Genomic DNA, 18941 nt, shown 5'->3' on the forward strand with positions numbered 1-18941 from the left:
TTATACTTTTATATCTCGTATTTTAAGCTGAAGGGATGTCTTACTATTCCATTCATTTTCATCGATAGAATACACAGCTCTAAACGGTTTTTGGTTTGAAACAATTTCATATTTGTCTCCAAGATTAAAACCAATACCAACTATTTTTTCTGTTCCAGTTTGTGTTAAAGTAACTCTTAAATGCTTATTATCTTCACCTACACACTTTCCGTAACCAGTATCTTTTATATTTTCTGTCATAAAAATTGGCGTCATGTTTCCTGGTCCAAAAGGTGCAAATTGAGACAAAATACGATAAAACTTAAATGTAACTTCACTTAAATCGATTGGTGAATCAATCTTAATTTCAGGAATAAGCTGCGATTTATCGATAGTTTTTGAAACTTCATCTTCAAAAGCTTGCTTAAATGCTTCATAGTTTTCTTCTTTAAGTGTTAACCCTGCTGCATACTTATGACCTCCAAACTGTTCTATATACTCGCCACAGGCTTCTAAAGCATTATATACATCAAATCCAGAAACGGACCGTGCTGATGCGGCCAGTTTATCACCACTTTTAGTAAAAACCAAAGTTGGTCTGTAATAGGTTTCTGTTAATCTAGAAGCCACAATACCAATAACACCTTTATGCCAAGTTTCATGGTAAACAACAGTAGTAAAGCGGTCCTGTTCTTTTTGCTTTTCAATTTGTTTAAGAGCTTCTTCTGTAATTCGTTGATCTGCATCTCGTCTATCTGTATTAAACTGATTAATGTCTATGGCATATTCTGCCGCAAGATTAAAATCTGTTTCGGTTAAAAGTGTTACAGCATGATTGCCATGTTTCATTCGTCCTGCAGCATTTATTCTTGGTGCCACAATAAATACGACATCTGTAATTGAGAGTTTTTCTTTTTTTATTTCTGCAATAATAGCTTTAATTCCTGGTCTTGGGTTTTCGTTTATAACTTGTAGCCCAAAATATGCCAACGTTCTATTTTCCCCAGTAATGGGAACGATATCTGCCCCTATTGCTGTTGCTACTAAATCTAAATATGTTAATAAACCTTCTGCATCCTGTCCTTCTTTTATTGCTAAAGCTTGTATCAATTTGAATCCAACTCCACAACCACACAATTCTTTATAAGGATAGTTACAATCGTCTTGCTTAGGGTCCAAAACCGCAGCCGCTTCAGGTAATTCATTTCCTGGTCTGTGATGGTCGCATATTATAAAATCAATACTTTTTTCTTTAGCATAAGCTATTTTCTCAATAGCTTTTATACCGCAATCTAAAGCAATGATTAGTGAGAATCCATTATCATCTGCAAAGTCAATGCCCTTTATTGAAACACCATAACCTTCCTCATATCTGTCTGGAATATAAGTTGCCACATTTTCAGTTCGTGTTTTTAAATATGTTGACATTAAAGCTACAGAAGTCGTGCCGTCAACATCGTAGTCGCCATAAACTAAAATATTTTCCTTATTAGAGATAGCCCTTTCTATTCTGGTAACAGCTTTATCCATATCTTTCATCAAAAATGGATCGTGCAAATCGCTCAAGCCTGGTCTGAAAAAGGATTTTGCTTGCTCAAAAGTTTCAATTTCGCGTTGTACTAAAAGCGAAGCAACAGTTTCATCAACTAGTAGTGCTTCTTGTAAAATTTTTACTTTCTCTGGATTAGGTTTTGGTTTAAGCGTCCAGCGCATACCTATTTGTTATGATAATGAATTTCAGTTTTTATATTGGCGAATTTTCGAAACATTGCCATAACGCCACAATATTTTTCAATGGATAAATCCACGGCTTTTTTAATCTTTCCTTGTGGTAAATTAACTCCATAAAAATAATAATCTACTGTTACGGTATGGTAATATTTTGGATGCTCATCGGTTAACTCCCCAGTAACTTCCATTTTAAAATCATCTAGTTTTACTTTCATTTTATTTAAAACAGATACAATATCAAGTCCAGAACAACCAGCAAGCGAAGACAACATCATGGCTTTAGGAGCCGCACCAGAATTTGTGCCTCCAAAATCTATTGACGCATCCATCAAAATAGAAGGCCATCTTGGGTTATCTGATTCAAAAACCATATTTCCTTTCCATTGTGTTGTGATTTTATCTGCCATATAAAGTTTTTTTTGTTTATTGTTCTTTCAAAAATACTACTAAATAATAAAAATATGCCATTAGTAACACCATTATCTGCCGACTCTGATTTAGAGACCAAACAACTCGCTAAATTTTTCAACGAAACACTTGGGTTTTGCCCAAACTCTGTACTCACCATGCAACGCAGACCAGCAATAAGTAAAGCATTTATTAATTTGAATAAAGCTGTTATGGCTAATGAAGGCCGAGTCACTTCTGCTTTAAAACGTATGATAGCTTGGGTGAGTAGTAATACAACTGGTTGTAGATATTGTCAGGCGCATGCTATTAGAGCCGCAGAACGCTATGGTGCAGAACAAGAACAACTAGATAATATATGGGAATACAGAACGCATCCTGCTTTTTCTGAAGCCGAACGTGCCGCTCTGGATTTCAGTCTAGCCGCTTCACAAGTGCCAAATGCTGTTGATGAGACCATAAAAAAACGTTTGTATAAATTTTGGGATGAAGGTGAAATTGTTGAGATGCTTGGCGTGATTTCCTTATTTGGTTACCTCAACCGTTGGAACGATAGTATGGGAACTTCTATTGAAAATGGTGCAGTAGAAAGCGGAAACCAATACCTTAGTAAACATGGTTGGAATAAGGGAAAGCATGGCTGATTAGTCTTTGGATTTAAAAAGAAACTAGCTAAAAGCTGAAGCGTTCTTTATGCTACTTTTTTAAGCAAATCAAAACAAGGGCATTTTTTACAGCGTTTCTTTTCGCTTTTCTTATACTTACTGCAACAGCTGTTTTTCACATTACAAGAATTTATAATTCCAGCTTTGTATAGTTTTTTTACTACTTTCTTTTTTTGCTTCATTTTACCCAAAACAAATATGTTCAATTTCCAATTGAGCAAAAATAGTTATTTTTATTTAATCTAAATAAGTTTGATTAGAATTTATTCAGGAGATTCAGCAGATGCCGTAGTAACTGTTATCTGTTGTATGTCTCTATCAAATAAATAAAGACCTCCTTTATCGTCTCCTATAAGATTGATTTTATCTAATATGGAGCGAGCCATAGCTTCTTCTTCTATTTGCTCGCTAACATACCACTGTAAAAAATTATGTGTTGCATAATCTCTCTCTTCTAAAGCTATGTGTACCAATTCGTTGATGCTCTGCGAAACAAAAACCTCATGTTTAAATAGCATTTCGAACATGTCTTTAAACGAATTAAATGTTATATCTGGTGCTTTTAACGCAGAAATTTGCGCATGTCCACCGCGTTCGTTTACAAACTTTACCAATTTAAGCATGTGATCTCGTTCTTCTTGAGATTGGTCATACATAAATCCAGCAACACCTTCAAGACCTTTTGCTTCTGCCCAACACGCCATTGCCAAATATATTTGGGACGATTCTGCTTCTATTCTAATTTGATCGTTTAATGCTTTTTCTATTTTTTCTGATAACATACTGTTTTGTTTTATGTAAAATTACATAATTTTTAAATGCTATAAAATTAGAATAATTTTAAATTAGAAAGTCTAATTTTCACTTGCTGATATAATAACAACCTCACCCTTGGTGGTTTTTATTATTATTTTTAGCGACAAGTTCTTTATGATTTACATTAACCTATCAATCCTCCTTTTGAGTTCTGATAAAACCTCTTTTTCAAACCAAGGGTTTTTGGTTAACCAAAAACGATTTCTAGGGCTGGGATGCGGCAATGGAAAATAATGAGGCAAATATTCCTTATAAGATTTTACGGTTTCGGTTAATGTTTTCTTTGCTATGTCTCCTAAATAATAGTTTTGGGCATACAACCCTATTAAAACAATCAATTCTATGTTTGGCATCTTATCTAGTAATGCTTGATGCCATTGTGGAGCACATTCAGGTCTTGGTGGTAAATCACCACTTTTCCCTTTGCCTGGATAACAAAATCCCATTGGCATAATTGCAAACTTTGAGTCATCATAGAAATCATCGTCAGAAACATTAAGCCATTTTCTTAATTGTTTGCCGCTTGCATCACCCCATGGAATTCCTGAAGCATGTACTTTGGTTCCTGGAGCTTGGCCAATAATAACAATTTTAGATTTTGGATGTGCTGAAACCACTGGATTTGGCCCAAGAGATAAATGTTCTTTACAGATGGTGCATTGCCTTATGTCTTTGAGCAAATTTTGCATAATGTTATCTAGATTCTAAATCAAGTACCGAATGACAAGAAGTTACTTCTTCCCTTCAACCACAATCACAATTTCACCTTTTGGTGGTTTGTTAGTATAGTGTTCTAACACCTCTTTTGAGGTACCTCTAATGGTTTCTTCATACAATTTTGTTAATTCTCTGGATACAGATACAAGTCTGTCTTCTCCAAAATATTCGCAGAAATTGGTTAAGGTTTTTATCAATTTGTGTGGTGATTCGTAGAAAACTATGGTTCTAGTTTCTTCAGCCAATAGTTTTAAACGTGTTTGTCTTCCTTTTTTTACCGGCAAAAAACCTTCAAACACAAACCTATCGTTTGGTAAACCAGAATTCACCAAAGCTGGCACAAATGCTGTTGCTCCGGGCAAACATTCAACTTCAATATGATTTTCAATACAAGCTCTGGTGAGTAGAAAACCAGGATCAGAAATAGCAGGTGTTCCAGCGTCACTGATAAGTGCTATTGTAGTACCATTTTTTAATCTATTTATTAATCCTTGAACCCTTTTATGCTCATTGTGCATATGATGTGATTGCAAAGGTGTTATGATTTCATAATGCTTAAGAAGTTTTCCAGATGTGCGTGTGTCTTCTGCAAGAATTAAATCAACATAATTTAAAACCTCAACGGCTCTCAAAGTTATATCTTTTAAGTTTCCAATAGGTGTAGGAACTATATACAATTTCGCCATTCTTAAACTTTTAGTTTTATATTTACTTTATCCAGCAATCCTGTTACACCAATAACTAGCAAAGCAAACAAGAATGACTTGACCAAGCCTATTGAACCATCAGTATAATATTTAGGTAAGCTCAAAGAGGTTATTGCTAAAGCAGGATAAATAATATAAGGAACTAAATAACATGTAAGTGTGTTTGTGCCGGCTATTTTGATGGGTTTAATCCATGTCGTGAATTTAAGCTTGTCTATTAAGATATACATTGCGAAAAAGGTCAAGGCGCTTATTCCTATACAAACCGAGGCCCAAGAAGGTGTAGCTCTTATTTTTGAAAATCCTCCCCAATAGGGTCTCAAGGCAAATCCGTAAATTATGCAGGCTGTCCCAAATAAGAATAAAACCAATGGAAACAGGTTTTCTTTTTTCAATGACCTAAAATGCTGTATCAAACTTCCTATCAACATTCCCGCACAAACAGAAGAATGCATTGATGCACTTACAACTACCTTTATTGATGGCATGTTGGCAATTGGCTTAAACTCCAAAACATTTAAGACCTGAAATATTAAAAAAGCCAATATTAAAATAAAAATACTTTTTCCGAAATATATATAAATAATTGAATTTATTAAGTACGCCCATCCTATAAGTCCCAAAATTCCCCACCAATGTATTTTCATCCATTCAATATTATCAAGAGAGCCTCCTTGGTAGATGGCGGCTAAAAAAATTAATAGACAAATCCCTAATGATTTTAAAAAAAATATCCTTTTACTCCCAATTCTTTCAAATGGCGTGTAATTGTTCCAGATTAAGAATATACCAATTGCCATTAAAATTTCCCATAGATATTTATCTAAAATCAGGATTTTCTCATTAATATTTTCAAAATTAACCATGTATAACCCCATGATAATTAATGCAAATGTTCTTATAATAACATGTTGTATAATTATTCCATTATTCTCACCTTTATTTCTTCTAGCTAATACTGCAAATGGAATAGAAAGGCCAACAATAAAAAGAAAAGCAGGGAAGATTATATCTGAAAACCCAATGGCATCTACATTAGCTCCTTGATGTTCTAACCATTGTGGAACATTAGATAATGTCCAGAAATCATTTACAAAAATCATTAGGAACATGGTTATAGCCCTAAACGCATCAATTGATAAAATTCTTTTAGAACTAAAATTAGAATCAAGCATTTATTAGTGTTGGATTAACAATAAGAATTAATCAAATTTACTTTCAACAATCTCCATTAATCGGTCTTCATATTCTTCTTTGCCTTCCCAATTATTATAGTCTGGTTTTACAATGGTTTGAATTAAATGACTTGCCTCTTCAAATGAGTTGGATGTGTTTATTTGTGAAAGCACTCGGTCGTAATCTTCATTTTTCCCATCAAACAGATGCTTAATAAAAGCGATCTTATCGTTCAGGCCAATATTAATAGCTTTACTTTTAAGCTTATCGTTGAGTGATTTTTTTTTGCTTGCCACTGTAACGGGTTCAAAAACAGGAGATTCTTTAAAATCGGCAGTAATATCTTCTAAAGAATACTTATGTTGCAAGGAATCTTCTGATGTTTTATCAAGAATAGGGTCTACACCCTCCTCTTGTTCAGGCATTTGTGCAACCATATGTTTTATTTTTTCAATGGCTGGCTCCATGATGTCATCATCCTCAATTTCGTCCAGATTAATATAGATCTTATCTTCAACTTCAATATTGTCGCTCACTTTATTATTAAATGCTACATCAAGCATCTCAAAAAAAGAAGAATCATTGCCAATAGTTGGAATGTTTCCTTCGAAAGTTTGATGTGCAAACTTCAAAACAGATAGTTTTTCATAAAGTTCTGCTACCTCTGCATGCATTTTAAAAACATCTTCTTTCCCTTTCAACTTCAGAATTCTATGTGCTATACTTATCAATTCTGATTCTAGCTTTTTCTTCATAACTTTTATGATTTAATCTAATTTAGATTTTTGTTTTTTAATAAATTTACGCCACCTTTATAAAAACGAAACTTTGATTCGTTTTAGTGTTAAAATTACAAAATGTTTCTCGAAAATACAGTAAATCATAAAGAACAATTTGGCTGGATAGAAGTTATTTGCGGCTCCATGTTTTCTGGCAAAACTGAAGAATTGATTCGCAGACTGAAGCGTGCTAAATTCGCCAGACAAAAAGTTGAAATCTTCAAACCTTCTATTGATAGACGTTATGATGACGAAAAAGTAATTTCTCATGATGACAACGAGATTCGTTCAACTCCTGTTCCTGCGGCTGCCAATATTCCGATTCTGGCGACTGATTGTGATGTAGTAGGCATTGATGAAGCACAGTTTTTTGATGATGAAATTGTTCATGTTTGTAATGAATTAGCTAATAGAGGTGTTCGCGTGATTGTTGCTGGTTTAGATATGGATTTTAAAGGAAACCCTTTTGGACCAATGCCAAATTTAATGGCTACAGCAGAATATGTTACCAAAGTGCATGCGGTTTGTACTAGAACTGGGAATTTAGCTCAATATAGTTACCGAAAAGCAAAAAGTAACGACCTTGTTCTTCTTGGTGAAGTGGACGAATACGAGCCCTTAAGTCGAGCCGCTTTCTATAAAGCCATGTTACGTGATAAAGTGCGAAACATGAAGGTTAATGATGCCGAAGAAGTGCTTTCAAAATCCAATAAATCAAATGCCTAAACCGCAAGAAACCATTCTTGAGATAGATTTAAAAGCTCTTAAACATAATTACGAGTATTTAAAATCCAAACTTACGCCTAATACTAAATTTTTAGCAGTAATTAAGGCATTTGCTTATGGAAGCGACGCTGTTGTTATTGCAAAACATCTTGAAAATCTAAATGTTGATTATTTTGCTGTTGCTTATACAAATGAAGGAGTTGTGTTGCGTGATGCAGGGATAACTACACCTATTTTGGTTTTACATCCACAACCTGTAAATTTTAATCTTATTATTGAGCGATGTCTGGAACCAAGCCTCTATAACGCAAAAGTTCTAAAAGAATTTATTGAAGTGGCCCAAAAAGAAAACCAAAGTAATTATCCTGTTCATGTAAAATTCAATACGGGCTTGAACAGACTTGGATTTTGGGAAAATGATATTGATTATATCATTTCAAAAAGCGAAGCTTCTCAAGCAGTAAAAGTGAAATCGATATTTTCTCATTTGGCAGCAAGTGAAGATTTAGACGAAAAAGAGTTTACTCAAAATCAAATAAATACTTTCAACACAATTAAAAACCATTTTATTGAAAGAATAGGTCATGAACCAATATCTCATATATGCAATACATCTGGAATTTTAAATTATCCTGATGCGCATTTAGATATGGTGCGCAGTGGAATTGGTTTATATGGTTTTGGGAATTCAGAAGTCGAAGACAAAAACTTCAAACCCATAGCAACTTTAAAATCAGTAATTTCACAAATTCATAAAATTGGACCTGGTGAAACTGTTGGATATAACAGGGCTTACAAAAGCGACTCTTTATTGAAATCTGCGACTATTCCAATAGGTCATGCAGATGGAATTGGCAGACAATATGGCAATGGAAAAGGTTATGTTATTATTCACGGGCGAAAAGCGCCTATTATTGGAAATGTTTGTATGGATATGATTATGGTCAATATCACTAACATTAATTGTGAAGAAGGTGATGAGGTTATTGTTTTTGGAAAAAATCCAACAGCTACCGAGTTTTCTGCAACAGCCAATACCATTTCTTACGAAATAATTACTGCTATTTCTCAACGAATTAGACGCGTTATTGTAAAATAACACCATTTATTTCGATTATCCTTTTATGATTTTTATTTATATTAGTCGCTCACTAACTAAAAATTTTAAATTATGCTTAAAGAATTTAAAGAATTTGCGATGAAAGGCAACTTGGTAGATATTGCTGTTGCTTTTGTTATGGGTGCTGCTTTTAATAAAGTAGTGACTTCTTTTACGGGTGGAATTATTTCTCCTTTAGTTGGATTAATTTTTAATTCAGATTTTAAAGACTTAAAATATGTCATTACGGAAGGTGTGGCCAATGATGCTGGTGAAGTAACTGGAGAAGTTGCTATACTTTATGGTGATTTTTTAACAAATACTATTGACTTCATTATTGTTGCCTTTGTTATGTTTATGGTTATTAAAGGTATCAACAAAATGAAGAAAAAAGAAGAAGAGGCTCCAGCGCCACCTGCAGGTCCTTCAGATAATGACCTTCTCGCTGAAATTAGAGATTTATTAAAAAAATAGTGATTTAGCTACCGCTACACTATATATTATTAACCAAACCACTTCTTTTTTTTAGAAGTGGTTTTTTTATTCTTTTATGGTCAACCAATTAAATTAATAATTACTTTTGTCACTTAAAATTTGTTAAAAATGAAAGTAGCCGTAGTTGGAGCGACAGGAATGGTAGGCGAAGTAATGTTAAAAGTATTGGCGGAACGCAATTTCCCTATTAGTGAATTATTAGTTGTTGCATCAGAACGCTCTGTTGGAAAAATCTTAAAATATAAAAATGAAGATTATACTGTAATCAGCCTTGCAGACGCTGTTGAGGCAAAGCCAGATATTGCAATATTTTCTGCTGGAGGAGACACGTCTTTAGAGTGGGCTCCAAAATTTGCTGAAGCCGGGACAACTGTAATAGATAATTCTTCGGCTTGGAGAATGGATCCAACAAAAAAATTAATAGTTCCAGAAATAAACGCAAAAGAGCTAACTAAAGATGATAAGATTATTGCCAATCCAAACTGTTCAACCATACAAATGGTTTTGGCTTTAAAACCTTTACACGAAAAATATAAAATGAAACGTGTTGTGGTTTCAACCTATCAATCTGTCTCTGGAACAGGACTAAAAGCCGTTAAACAATTGGAAAATGAAATTGCTGGAATAGAAGGTGAAATGGCTTATCCTTATCCAATTGGCAGAAATGCCTTACCGCATTGTGATGTGTTTCTAGAAAATGGCTATACCAAAGAAGAAATGAAATTGGCTCGTGAACCACAAAAGATTTTTAATGACAGAACATTTTCGGTAACTGCAACAGCAGTTAGAATTCCTACTGCAGGCGGACATTCTGAAGCTGTTAATGTTGAGTTTGAAAATGATTTTAATTTAACTGAAGTTAGGCAGCTTTTGAGCCAAACACCTGGAGTCGTAGTACAAGATAATATAGAGACAAACACCTATCCAATGCCAATTTTCGCACATGATAAAGATGACGTTTTTGTTGGTAGAATACGTAGGGACGAAACCCAACCTAATACATTAAACATGTGGATTGTTGCAGACAACTTGCGTAAAGGAGCTGCTACGAATGCGATTCAAATTGGTGAATATTTAGTAGAAAATAATTTAGTATAACCTCGTTTGCTTTAAGATTAGAATATAAAATTCGCTCTCAACTCGAGCGAATTTTTTTATTCTATTTTTATACTTTAAAGAATCTATAATGCTTCAAGTAATAAATATCTCATTTGGTTATAAAAATGCTCTTGTTTTAAACAATATCAGTTTTAATGTAAATGCTGGAGAACATGTTTCAATTATTGGTGAAAGTGGTTCTGGAAAGTCAACGCTTTTAAAGCTTATTTATGGTGAGTTTGATTTAAATAACGGACAAATTTTTTGGAATAACATTGAAGTTCTTGGTCCAAAATACAATCTTATAGCAGGTCCTGAATTTATGAAATATGTGGCTCAAGAATTTGATTTAATGCCGTACAAAACTGTTGAAGAAAACATTGGTGAATTTCTATCAAACTTTTATTTGAATGAAAAGCAAAAACGTATCAACGAGCTTCTTGAAGTGGTTGAGCTTTCAAGTTTTTCAAAAACAAAAGTGAAACTTTTAAGTGGTGGGCAAAAACAGCGTGTGGCATTGGCCAGAGCGATTGCCAAACAACCCGAAATTATTCTACTTGATGAGCCGTTCAGTCATATAGATAATTTTAAAAAACAATCTTTGAGACGTAATTTGTTTTCTTTTTTAAAAAACAAAAACATCTCTTGTGTTGTAGCCACGCACGATAAAGATGATGTTCTTTCTTATGCAGATTCTATTATTGCGTTAGACAACGGAAGAGTAATGGCAAAAGACACACCAAGAAATTTGTTCAACAATCCTAAAAATAGTTTGATAGCCTCATTTTTTGGAGAATATAATGTAATAAACGGTGAGATTGTTTATGCTCATCAGTTAAAAATTGTTTCCAAGTCCAATTTAAAAGCTGCAGTGAGGCATTCATACTTTAATGGTACATATTATCTTATTGAAGTAAATTTCAAAGGTAAAAGTATTTTTATTGAGAACGTTTGTGAAATAAATCAAGATGACATTATTCACTTTGAAATTTTTAAATAATATCCGTTACTTCAAACTTCTCGTTTCTAAAAACTATTTCATCTCCAATCCGTTTTGATAATAATAACTTTCCTATTGGAGTATTTAGAGAAACTGCATAAAAAGTAAGATCATTTATTTTCAATTCTCCTATACTTATTGAGACAAAATAATTGTTTTGTGTTGTATAAACAATGCTACCTAATGTAACAGCATTAGAAGCTTTAGTGATTTTAATTTTTGAAAGTGTGTGTTTTAATTTTTGTGTTTCGGCAAATTGATTTCCTATTTTTTCTCTTTCAATCTGCAACATTGCCCTACTTGTTTCGTGTTTGTCGCCAGCCGAGCTTTTAGTTTCAGATGTTAACGATTCTTGTATTTCAGAAATAGCTGTATTAATTGTTTCCAATCTATTTTCAATATAAGTTAAGCACTTTTTATATAGTTCTCCCTTAATATTCATTTATAACAAATCTGCAATTTCTTTACCGATTAAGCTTCCTATAGCAACTCCCATACCGCCAAGTCTCACGCCACAAAACACTCGATTAGATATTTGTTTTACAAGTAGTTTCTTTTGGTTTCCAACACCCATAATTCCGCTCCATCTCATATCAATCTCAAATGGTGTCTCTGGAAGAATCACTGTTTTTAAAAAATGTTCTAGTTTGTTTTGGACAAGTTCCGTTTCACCAAAAGTCATAGTTTCTTCTCTTTTAAAATCAAGATTTCTACCTCCTCCAAAAAGAATTCTATTGTTTATATTTCTAAAATAATAATAACCTTTATCAAGATGAAATGTCCCTTTAATATGAAGGTTTTCAATTGGTTTAGTAATTAAAACTTGTGCTCTGGCTGGTTTTACGTCTTCATTAATAAGTTTTGAAGCGAAACCATTTGTTGCTATAATTAAATTTGATGTGGAAAGTTCAAATTTATCTGTCCTTACTTTAACCGAATTGTTATGTTCTGAAAAACCTTCTACAGAAATATTGTTTAATATTTTAACCCCTTTTGAAGTGGTTTGGTGCAATAAAGCATCCATCATCTTTCCTGTATCTAACTGCCCTTCAAACTCATTATAAATATATTGTTCTTTAATGTTTTTAAAACCAAAACTGTTTGCTTTTAATGTGAATACATCTTTACCCAAAACAGGTTTTAATAATTGATTAACTAATTCTCTTTTAGAAAAACACGTTTCGAAAAGTTGATTGTCATTTATAGGGAACAACTCAAAACCACCAAACTGTTTGTAATCAATTATTTTGTCTCCTAAAGTTCTTCTTAATAATATTAGCCCTTTTATACGCTTATTTATAAGTTCTAGGACTTCTTCTTCTGTATGCAATTTTAAATCTTCTATTATTTCGCTCAAACTTCCAAAGCAAGCAAAACCTGCATTTTTTGTGCTAGCTCCTTGAGGTAAAACCCCTTTTTCTAAAACAAGAATATTTGCTTTTGGAAACTTGTTTTTAAGCTGTATTGCACAATTTAATCCTACAATTCCACTTCCTACAATTGTAAAGTCAACATTTGTAAGCCAACTTTTAATTTCCCAATAACTTAAATTCATTTTATGAAATCAGTTTAGTCAAGAAAAAAGATACATTATAAAAAACTCCGAAAAAAATTCGGAGCTATTATTTGTTGATCTATTCTTCTTCTTTTTGTATTACAAAATCTTCCATAAATTTTGTAGTATAATTACCCGCTAAATAATCTGGATGCTCCATTAATTGTCGATGAAATGGAATCGTGGTTTTAATCCCTTCAATAATGAATTCGTCCAACGCACGTTTCATTTTATTGATAGCTTCTTCACGTGTTTGTGCTGTAGTAATTAACTTTGCTATCATAGAATCATAATTAGGCGGAATAGTATACCCTGCATAAACATGAGTATCCAATCTTACTCCATGCCCGCCAGGAGAATGTAATGTTGTTATTTTACCTGGAGATGGTCTGAATCCGTTAAACGGATCTTCAGCATTAATCCTACACTCAATTGAATGTAAGTTTGGAGTATAATTCTTTCCAGAGATTGGCACACCAGCAGCAACAAGTATTTGTTCTCTTATTAAATCGAAATCAATAACTTGTTCTGTGATAGGGTGCTCAACTTGAATTCGAGTATTCATTTCCATGAAATAGAAGTTTCTATGTTTATCAACCAAAAACTCTACTGTTCCTGCACCTTCATATTTAATAAATTCGGCTGCTTTTACTGCTGCTTCACCCATTTTTTTACGAAGAGCCGACGTCATAAATGGAGAAGGTACCTCTTCTGTTAGTTTTTGGTGACGCCTTTGAATAGAACAATCTCTTTCCGATAAATGGCATGCTCTACCTGTGGAATCTCCTACAATTTGAATTTCGATATGCCTAGGTTCCTCGATGAGCTTTTCCATATACATGCCGTCGTTGCCAAATGCAGCTTTAGATTCTTGTCTTGCTGATTCCCATGCGTCTTTTAATTTTTCTGGTTTCCAAACTGCGCGCATACCCTTTCCGCCTCCTCCAGCAGTTGCTTTAAGCATCACTGGAAAACCTATTTCTTTTGCAAGTTTCTCACACTCTTCAAAATCTTCAATAATCCCTTCGCTACCAGGTACACAAGGTACTCCAGCTGCTTTCATAGTCGCTTTTGCTGTTGCCTTATCCCCCATTTTAGAAATCATTTCGGCAGAAGCCCCAATAAATTTTATTTGGTGTTCTTCACAAATTTTTGAAAATTTAGCATTTTCAGATAAAAATCCATAACCAGGATGAATCGCATCAGCATTTGTGATTTCGGCTGCCGCAATAATATTTGACATTTTTAGATACGACTCACTACTTGGCGGTGGACCAATACAAACTGCTTCGTCTGCAAATTTCACATGCAAGCTCTCTTCATCAGCTTTGGAATAAACCGCAACGGTTTTGATTCCCATTTCCATGCAGGTTCTAATAATACGTAAGGCTATTTCGCCTCTATTTGCTATCAGTATTTTTTTAAACATAACTTTGGTTTTAAAAATTCAATTTCCAAGCACCAAATTCCAATAATTGGGTTTTGGGATTTGTGGATTGGAATTTTCAATTGTTATGAGGGGTCTACTAAAAATAATGGTTGATCAAACTCAACAGGTGAGGCGTCATCTACTAAAATCTTAACTACCTTCCCTGAAATTTCTGATTCAATTTCATTAAATAGTTTCATGGCTTCAATAATACAAAGCACATCGCCTTCTGCAATTGTTTGACCTACTTCAACAAAAACAGGTTTGTCTGGAGCCGATTTGCGATAAAACGTTCCAATAATTGGGGATTTTATTGTTATGTATTTTGAATCATCCGTCGAGGATTTTTCTGTTGATGAAGCTGGAGTTTCTGCCACAGGCGGTTGAGTTGCCTGAACTTGAGCAACAGGTGCGCTTACTGGGATTTGCTGTACATAAGTTGTTGATTCTTCCTTATCGTCTTTTCCAGTTTTTATCGTGACTTTTACGTCACCCATTTCTAATTTAACCTCACTGGCACCAGATTTAGCAACAAATTTGATTAAGTTTTGAATGTCCTTTAAATCCATAATAATTAAATATTAAATTAATTCTTAGTTAGTTTAGTTTTAAGAGTTATAAGCCCATGTTAAATATATTGAGCCCCAAGTGAAACCACCTCCAAAAGCAGCAAAAATTAAATTATCTCCTTTTTTGAGTTGTGTTTCGTAATCATTTAATAGAAGTGGTAAGGTTGCAGACGTTGTGTTTCCATATTTTTGAATATTCATCATAACCTTTTCTTCTTCCAGATTCATTCTGCTTGCAGTAGCATCAATGATGCGTTTATTTGCTTGATGTGCAACTAGCCAAGCAACATCATTGTTGGTTAAGTTATTGCGCTTCATTATTTTTTCAGCCACATCTGCCATATTGAAAACAGCATTTTTAAAAACCGTTTTTCCATCTTGATAGACATAATGTTTTCCTTCAGTAATCGCTTCTGGAGTAGAAGGGTAAGATGAACCCCCAAAAGTTGCTTGTAAAAACTCTCTGCCAGAACCGTCACTCCGTAAATATTCATCTTGTAAGCCAAGACCTTCATGATTTGGCTCAAATAAAACCGCTCCAGCACCATCACCAAAGATGATGCAAGTAGCTCTGTCTTTATAATTTATAAATGACGAATTTTTGTCTGCTCCTATAAGTAATATTTTTTTGTATCTACCAGATTCAATGTAGCTCGCTACTGTTGACATTCCGAATAGAAAACTTGAACAAGCCGCTTCTAAATCGAATGAAAAGGCATTTACTGCTCCTATTTCTGTAGCAGTATATGCAGCTGTTGAAGCCGCTTTCATATCTGGTGATGCGGTGGCAACAATAACTAAATCAATTTCTTTGGGATCTAGTTTTGTCTTATTAATAAGGTCTTTGGCTGCGTTGATTGCTAAATAGGAAGTTCCTTTTCCTGCTTCTTTAAGAATCCTTCTTTCTTTAATTCCGGTTCGTGTAGTAATCCATTCATCATTTGTGTCAACCATAGTTTCAAGTATCTGATTGGTTAGCACATATTCTGGAACATAAGCACCTACAGCTGTAATTGCCGCTGAGATTTTACTCATACACTATTATGTTAATTCAACCAAAAACGACAAAAATTAACAAAAAAAAACGTGATTTTGATTAAAATTTTTAAATTTTGGTCTAATTTAATGCAAATTAAGTTGTTTTTATGTTATAGAAAAATTTATCATAAAAAAAACGCTCACTAGTGAGCGTTTATTTAATAATCGCATAATTTTTATGCTACATTTTCTACTTCTGTATTGTCAACTAGAACTTGTCCTCTGTAATATAACTTCCCTTCAAACCAATGAGCTCTATGATATAAATGAGCTTCTCCTGTTGTTGGACAAGTAGCAATTTGTGGCGCAGTTGCTTTATAATGTGTTCTTCTTTTATCTCTTCTTGTTCTAGAGATTTTTCTTTTTGGATGTGCCATTTTTTATATTATTTATCCGTTAATAGTTTTTTTAATGAATCCCATCGAGGATCTATTTTGTAATCGTCTTTCTTGCTTTCTTTCTTTGAAGGACTTAATTCTTCTAATCTTTTGAGTATGTCTGAATTTAAAGATCCATCTTTTACTCCTGGGTGAATTCTCTTTGGTGGTACCGCTAAAACAATCAATTCATACACATATTGTTGAATGTTAATTTCGTATTCGCCATGTGGAATAACAAGAATATCTATGTTTTCGTCATTATATTCATTTCCAAATTTAACAACAAGGTCAAATTCGTTTCGAATTTCTTGATTGAAAGGTTCGTTAATTAAATCGCAATTAATATTTACATGTCCTGAAATATTAAAATGCAATTCTAATAATGTTGTTTTCTTTTCTAAAGCAACTGATACTAAAACCTCTGCATCATTATACTCTTCGTACTCATAATGTTCAAAGAACTTTTGTCCTATTTTGTACTCAAAAAGATGTTTCCCTAATTTTAATCCTACAAATGGAATCGTGAATTCTTTCAATCGCTTCATTACCACATCTATTTTGAGGGTGCAAATATATAAATTTTTCTTAAGGCATAAGTACTTATAAACATTTTTTTGTTTATAACAATTTTTGTCACTTAAGCATTATTTTTTAGCTCTTCAAACTCTTTTCTGTTTTTAAATATTTGGATTGCAGCAAATACGGCTTCCTTAAAAGAATTGGCGTCTGCTACTCCTTTACCAGCAATGTCGTAAGCTGTTCCGTGGTCTGGAGACGTTCTTATTTTATTTAAGCCAGCTGTAAAGTTTACGCCTTTGCCAAATGATAAAGTTTTAAAAGGAATGAGCCCTTGATCATGGTATGATGCAATAATAGCATCAAAGTTTTTAAAATTGTCTGATCCAAAAAAACTATCTGCCGCATATGGACCAAAAACTAATTTGCCGCTTTCTTTAATAGATTTTAATGTCGGTTTCATAATTTCGTCATCCTCATTGCCAATAACACCATTGTCTCCCGTATGAGGATTAATTCCTAACACAGCTATTTTAGGCCTGTTAATTCTAAAATCCTTTTGTAAAGAGGTGTATATTGTGTTGATTTTTTCCTCAATTAAAGCCTTACTTATATGCTTTGAAACTTCTTTTACTGGCACATGATCGGTTAATAGTCCTACTCTTAAAAAATCTGTGACCATAAACATGAGGCTTTGCCCTTCTAATTGTTGAGCCAAATAATCAGTGTGTCCTGGGAAATTAAACTTGTTTGATTGTATATTGTGTTTGTTTATTGGTGCAGTAACCAAAACATCGATATCATCATTTTTTAAAGCTTTAGTTGCGCTTTCAAGAGATCTGACTGCATATTCGCCTATTTTAGTGTCTTCTTTGCCAAATTCTATTTTTACATCTTGAGACCAAACATTAAAAACATTAAATTTACCAAATATCACCCTATTAATATCGTTGATGCTATTAAAGGCAATTTCTGAATCGAAATGTTTTTTTAAAAATGAAGCTGCTTTAATAGAAGCAAATAAAATTGGTGTACAGAAATCTAAAATTCTTTGGTCTTCAAAGGTTTTTAAAATAATCTCTCCTCCTATGCCATTCAAATCCCCAATAGATATGCCAACTTTAATATTTTCTTGATTCTTCATTTAAACTAATGTGATTTGTTTGTAATTTTGACTCTGCAAATTTAACCAAATAAACAGATTGAAGCATGTTTACAGGAATAATTGAAAGTTTAGGAAAAGTTGTTCATCTTAATAAAGAATCGGATAATCTTCATATATCTATTAAAAGTGATATTACTAGTGACCTTAAGATAGATCAAAGTGTTTCTCATAATGGAGTGTGTCTTACTGTTGTTGATGTAAATGATAATGTTTACACAGTTACAGCAATTAATGAAACTTTAAAGAAAACTAATCTTGATAAATTACAGATTGGTGATATTGTTAATTTAGAAAGAGCGATGAGGCTTGGCGATCGTTTAGACGGACATATTGTACAGGGCCATGTAGATCAAACGGCTGTATGTATGGGGAGAAAAGAAAGCAATGGAAGCTGGATATTTGATTTTGAATACGACACTGGCACAAATAATATTACAATTGAAAAAGGCTCAATTACAATTAATGGTGTGAGCTTAACAGTTATAAATTCAAGTTTAAATGCCTTTGGTGTTGCAATAATTCCGTATACATTTCAGAATACCAACTTTAACAGCTTGTCAATTGGTTCTGAAGTAAATCTTGAATTTGATGTTGTAGGAAAATATGTTAAGCGTTTGTTGGAATTGAATCAGATTAAGCTTTAGACCTAAAGTCTAATACTTTTTTAATTCCATAACAAATTCCTAACAAGAGTAAAACAAAAATACCACCATCAACAGAAAGACCTGGTGGCGGTGGTGGTGTAGGTGGTGGTGGGTCACCACCCTGCGCTACACATACAAAACTTATTAAAACAAATAAGATTGAGGCAAATATTCTTTTGTTTTGTAATATCATTCTGGTGTAAATGTATAAAATAAAGCGATTTAACAAAATTAAAATCCGCATTTTAA

Annotated in this window: 23 protein-coding genes; 7 read left to right on the top strand and 16 right to left on the bottom strand. The window is 33.3% G+C overall.

The window, feature by feature from the left end; all coding sequences use genetic code 11:
* Both recJ and AAFP94_RS03305 read right to left on the bottom strand, forming a co-directional pair.
* Nucleotides 1-1692, bottom strand: coding sequence for a single-stranded-DNA-specific exonuclease RecJ (gene recJ / locus AAFP94_RS03300; protein WP_316660512.1), 1692 nt, complete (start codon nt 1690-1692; stop codon nt 1-3).
* A 2-nt stretch (nt 1693-1694) separates the two neighbouring features.
* On the bottom strand, nt 1695-2117 hold the full coding sequence (locus tag AAFP94_RS03305) for an OsmC family protein (protein WP_316660511.1): 423 nt from the start codon (nt 2115-2117) through the stop codon (nt 1695-1697).
* A gap of 54 nt (nt 2118-2171) precedes the next feature.
* On the opposite strand from AAFP94_RS03305, the gene AAFP94_RS03310 reads away from it, so the two are divergent.
* Nucleotides 2172-2762 (top strand): carboxymuconolactone decarboxylase family protein, encoded by a 591-nt coding sequence (locus AAFP94_RS03310; RefSeq protein WP_316660510.1) that lies wholly within the window; start codon nt 2172-2174, stop codon nt 2760-2762.
* 284 nt (nt 2763-3046) lie between these two features.
* On the opposite strand, the gene AAFP94_RS03315 is transcribed toward AAFP94_RS03310, so the two are convergent.
* The 5 genes from AAFP94_RS03315 to AAFP94_RS03335 form a co-directional block, all read right to left on the bottom strand.
* Complete coding sequence (locus AAFP94_RS03315; RefSeq protein WP_316660509.1) at nt 3047-3565, bottom strand: ferritin; 519 nt, start codon at nt 3563-3565, stop codon at nt 3047-3049.
* A gap of 153 nt (nt 3566-3718) precedes the next feature.
* Nucleotides 3719-4288, bottom strand: a complete 570-nt coding sequence (locus tag AAFP94_RS03320) for a uracil-DNA glycosylase family protein (protein ID WP_316660507.1) — start codon at nt 4286-4288, stop codon at nt 3719-3721.
* Nucleotides 4289-4330: 42 nt separating this feature from the next.
* Complete coding sequence (rsmI, locus tag AAFP94_RS03325; RefSeq protein ID WP_316660506.1) at nt 4331-5002, bottom strand: 16S rRNA (cytidine(1402)-2'-O)-methyltransferase; 672 nt, start codon at nt 5000-5002, stop codon at nt 4331-4333.
* Between the two features lie 2 nt (nt 5003-5004).
* Nucleotides 5005-6198: a DUF5009 domain-containing protein gene (locus AAFP94_RS03330; RefSeq protein WP_316660505.1), complete on the bottom strand. Its 1194-nt coding sequence runs from the start codon at nt 6196-6198 to the stop codon at nt 5005-5007.
* A gap of 27 nt (nt 6199-6225) precedes the next feature.
* On the bottom strand, nt 6226-6954 hold the full coding sequence (locus tag AAFP94_RS03335) for a hypothetical protein (protein WP_316660504.1): 729 nt from the start codon (nt 6952-6954) through the stop codon (nt 6226-6228).
* A 102-nt stretch (nt 6955-7056) separates the two neighbouring features.
* On the opposite strand from AAFP94_RS03335, the gene AAFP94_RS03340 reads away from it, so the two are divergent.
* The 5 genes from AAFP94_RS03340 to AAFP94_RS03360 all read left to right on the top strand — a co-directional run bounded on the left by AAFP94_RS03340 (nt 7057) and on the right by AAFP94_RS03360 (nt 11396).
* On the top strand, nt 7057-7704 hold the full coding sequence (locus AAFP94_RS03340; RefSeq protein WP_316660503.1) for a thymidine kinase: 648 nt from the start codon (nt 7057-7059) through the stop codon (nt 7702-7704).
* On the top strand, nt 7697-8803 hold the full coding sequence (gene alr, locus AAFP94_RS03345) for an alanine racemase (protein ID WP_316660502.1): 1107 nt from the start codon (nt 7697-7699) through the stop codon (nt 8801-8803). The genes AAFP94_RS03340 and alr overlap by 8 nt, the downstream gene beginning before the upstream one ends.
* Nucleotides 8804-8875: 72 nt before the next feature.
* A complete protein-coding gene (gene mscL, locus AAFP94_RS03350) occupies nt 8876-9277 on the top strand; it encodes a large-conductance mechanosensitive channel protein MscL (protein ID WP_316660501.1) in 402 nt (133 codons plus the stop codon).
* 129 nt (nt 9278-9406) lie between these two features.
* A complete protein-coding gene (locus AAFP94_RS03355; RefSeq protein ID WP_316660500.1) occupies nt 9407-10396 on the top strand; it encodes an aspartate-semialdehyde dehydrogenase in 990 nt (329 codons plus the stop codon).
* 88 nt (nt 10397-10484) lie between these two features.
* Complete coding sequence (locus AAFP94_RS03360) at nt 10485-11396, top strand: ABC transporter ATP-binding protein (RefSeq protein WP_316660499.1); 912 nt, start codon at nt 10485-10487, stop codon at nt 11394-11396.
* Here the strand turns inward: AAFP94_RS03360 and AAFP94_RS03365 are convergent.
* From AAFP94_RS03365 to pdxA, 8 genes are all read right to left on the bottom strand, one after another.
* A complete protein-coding gene (locus tag AAFP94_RS03365; protein ID WP_409628046.1) occupies nt 11389-11838 on the bottom strand; it encodes a 3-oxoacyl-ACP synthase in 450 nt (149 codons plus the stop codon). The genes AAFP94_RS03360 and AAFP94_RS03365 overlap by 8 nt on opposite strands.
* Entirely contained in the window at nt 11839-12951 is a 1113-nt protein-coding gene (locus AAFP94_RS03370; RefSeq protein WP_316660497.1) for an NAD(P)/FAD-dependent oxidoreductase, read from the bottom strand. It lies immediately after the preceding gene.
* A gap of 79 nt (nt 12952-13030) precedes the next feature.
* Nucleotides 13031-14380, bottom strand: coding sequence for an acetyl-CoA carboxylase biotin carboxylase subunit (gene accC / locus AAFP94_RS03375; protein ID WP_316660496.1), 1350 nt, complete (start codon nt 14378-14380; stop codon nt 13031-13033).
* An 83-nt stretch (nt 14381-14463) separates the two neighbouring features.
* Nucleotides 14464-14949: an acetyl-CoA carboxylase biotin carboxyl carrier protein gene (gene accB / locus AAFP94_RS03380; protein ID WP_316660495.1), complete on the bottom strand. Its 486-nt coding sequence runs from the start codon at nt 14947-14949 to the stop codon at nt 14464-14466.
* Between the two features lie 39 nt (nt 14950-14988).
* On the bottom strand, nt 14989-15984 hold the full coding sequence (locus tag AAFP94_RS03385) for a beta-ketoacyl-ACP synthase III (protein ID WP_316660494.1): 996 nt from the start codon (nt 15982-15984) through the stop codon (nt 14989-14991).
* Between the two features lie 179 nt (nt 15985-16163).
* Nucleotides 16164-16364 carry a 50S ribosomal protein L32 gene (gene rpmF, locus AAFP94_RS03390; protein ID WP_316660492.1) on the bottom strand — a complete coding sequence of 67 codons (201 nt, stop codon included), beginning with the start codon at nt 16362-16364 and terminating at the stop codon, nt 16164-16166.
* Between the two features lie 8 nt (nt 16365-16372).
* A complete protein-coding gene (locus AAFP94_RS03395; RefSeq protein ID WP_316660491.1) occupies nt 16373-16912 on the bottom strand; it encodes a YceD family protein in 540 nt (179 codons plus the stop codon).
* 92 nt (nt 16913-17004) lie between these two features.
* On the bottom strand, nt 17005-18027 hold the full coding sequence (gene pdxA, locus AAFP94_RS03400) for a 4-hydroxythreonine-4-phosphate dehydrogenase PdxA (protein WP_316660490.1): 1023 nt from the start codon (nt 18025-18027) through the stop codon (nt 17005-17007).
* A gap of 65 nt (nt 18028-18092) precedes the next feature.
* Here pdxA and AAFP94_RS03405 point away from each other — a divergent pair, with 65 nt between their 5' ends.
* Nucleotides 18093-18692, top strand: a complete 600-nt coding sequence (locus AAFP94_RS03405; RefSeq protein WP_316660489.1) for a riboflavin synthase — start codon at nt 18093-18095, stop codon at nt 18690-18692.
* Here the strand turns inward: AAFP94_RS03405 and AAFP94_RS03410 are convergent.
* Nucleotides 18682-18885 (bottom strand): hypothetical protein, encoded by a 204-nt coding sequence (locus AAFP94_RS03410; protein WP_316660488.1) that lies wholly within the window; start codon nt 18883-18885, stop codon nt 18682-18684. The genes AAFP94_RS03405 and AAFP94_RS03410 overlap by 11 nt on opposite strands.
* Nucleotides 18886-18941 lie beyond the last annotated feature (56 nt).

Source organism: Gilvirhabdus luticola, from assembly GCF_040117515.1.
Classification (GTDB): domain Bacteria; phylum Bacteroidota; class Bacteroidia; order Flavobacteriales; family Flavobacteriaceae; genus Gilvirhabdus; species Gilvirhabdus luticola.

What these genes read in the sequence shown, in the direction of transcription:
- AAFP94_RS03335 (WP_316660504.1), bottom strand. Translation starts at nt 6,954, where the DNA reads ATGAAGAAAAAGCTAGAATCAGAATTGATAAGTATAGCACATAGAATT.
- AAFP94_RS03405 (WP_316660489.1), top strand. Translation starts at nt 18,093, where the DNA reads ATGTTTACAGGAATAATTGAAAGTTTAGGAAAAGTTGTTCATCTTAAT.
- mscL (WP_316660501.1), top strand. Translation starts at nt 8,876, where the DNA reads ATGCTTAAAGAATTTAAAGAATTTGCGATGAAAGGCAACTTGGTAGAT.
- accC (WP_316660496.1), bottom strand. Translation starts at nt 14,380, where the DNA reads ATGTTTAAAAAAATACTGATAGCAAATAGAGGCGAAATAGCCTTACGT.
- AAFP94_RS03385 (WP_316660494.1), bottom strand. Translation starts at nt 15,984, where the DNA reads ATGAGTAAAATCTCAGCGGCAATTACAGCTGTAGGTGCTTATGTTCCA.
- AAFP94_RS03365 (WP_409628046.1), bottom strand. Translation starts at nt 11,838, where the DNA reads ATGAATATTAAGGGAGAACTATATAAAAAGTGCTTAACTTATATTGAA.
- AAFP94_RS03330 (WP_316660505.1), bottom strand. Translation starts at nt 6,198, where the DNA reads ATGCTTGATTCTAATTTTAGTTCTAAAAGAATTTTATCAATTGATGCG.
- AAFP94_RS03370 (WP_316660497.1), bottom strand. Translation starts at nt 12,951, where the DNA reads ATGAATTTAAGTTATTGGGAAATTAAAAGTTGGCTTACAAATGTTGAC.
- accB (WP_316660495.1), bottom strand. Translation starts at nt 14,949, where the DNA reads ATGGATTTAAAGGACATTCAAAACTTAATCAAATTTGTTGCTAAATCT.
- rsmI (WP_316660506.1), bottom strand. Translation starts at nt 5,002, where the DNA reads ATGGCGAAATTGTATATAGTTCCTACACCTATTGGAAACTTAAAAGAT.
- AAFP94_RS03410 (WP_316660488.1), bottom strand. Translation starts at nt 18,885, where the DNA reads ATGATATTACAAAACAAAAGAATATTTGCCTCAATCTTATTTGTTTTA.
- alr (WP_316660502.1), top strand. Translation starts at nt 7,697, where the DNA reads ATGCCTAAACCGCAAGAAACCATTCTTGAGATAGATTTAAAAGCTCTT.
- AAFP94_RS03355 (WP_316660500.1), top strand. Translation starts at nt 9,407, where the DNA reads ATGAAAGTAGCCGTAGTTGGAGCGACAGGAATGGTAGGCGAAGTAATG.
- pdxA (WP_316660490.1), bottom strand. Translation starts at nt 18,027, where the DNA reads ATGAAGAATCAAGAAAATATTAAAGTTGGCATATCTATTGGGGATTTG.
- rpmF (WP_316660492.1), bottom strand. Translation starts at nt 16,364, where the DNA reads ATGGCACATCCAAAAAGAAAAATCTCTAGAACAAGAAGAGATAAAAGA.
- recJ (WP_316660512.1), bottom strand. Translation starts at nt 1,692, where the DNA reads ATGCGCTGGACGCTTAAACCAAAACCTAATCCAGAGAAAGTAAAAATT.
- AAFP94_RS03315 (WP_316660509.1), bottom strand. Translation starts at nt 3,565, where the DNA reads ATGTTATCAGAAAAAATAGAAAAAGCATTAAACGATCAAATTAGAATA.
- AAFP94_RS03360 (WP_316660499.1), top strand. Translation starts at nt 10,485, where the DNA reads ATGCTTCAAGTAATAAATATCTCATTTGGTTATAAAAATGCTCTTGTT.
- AAFP94_RS03340 (WP_316660503.1), top strand. Translation starts at nt 7,057, where the DNA reads ATGTTTCTCGAAAATACAGTAAATCATAAAGAACAATTTGGCTGGATA.
- AAFP94_RS03395 (WP_316660491.1), bottom strand. Translation starts at nt 16,912, where the DNA reads ATGAAGCGATTGAAAGAATTCACGATTCCATTTGTAGGATTAAAATTA.
- AAFP94_RS03310 (WP_316660510.1), top strand. Translation starts at nt 2,172, where the DNA reads ATGCCATTAGTAACACCATTATCTGCCGACTCTGATTTAGAGACCAAA.
- AAFP94_RS03320 (WP_316660507.1), bottom strand. Translation starts at nt 4,288, where the DNA reads ATGCAAAATTTGCTCAAAGACATAAGGCAATGCACCATCTGTAAAGAA.
- AAFP94_RS03305 (WP_316660511.1), bottom strand. Translation starts at nt 2,117, where the DNA reads ATGGCAGATAAAATCACAACACAATGGAAAGGAAATATGGTTTTTGAA.